Below are 255 nucleotides of genomic sequence, written 5' to 3' on the forward strand. Positions count from 1 at the left end.
CTAAGCGTACACGGTGGATGCCCTGGCAGTCAGAGGCGATGAAGGGCGTGCTAATCTGCGATAAGCGTCGGTAAGGTGATATGAACCGCAACAACCGACGATACCCGAATGGGGAAACCCGGTGCACTTGTGCATCATTGCAGCATGAATACATAGTGCTGCAAGGCGAACCTGGGGAACTGAAACATCTAAGTACCCAGAGGAAAAGAAATCAACCGAGATTCCCCCAGTAGCGGCGAGCGAACGGGGAACAGC

1 rRNA gene is annotated in these 255 nt (G+C 53.7%); it reads left to right on the forward strand.

The annotated features are described in order from the left end of the window. Nucleotides 1-255 (forward strand): 23S ribosomal RNA (locus ACA373_RS22215); the annotation flags it as partial.

It is taken from the genome of Erwinia sp. STN24, assembly GCF_041320675.1.
GTDB classification, from domain to species: Bacteria; Pseudomonadota; Gammaproteobacteria; order Enterobacterales; family Enterobacteriaceae; genus Erwinia; species Erwinia aeris.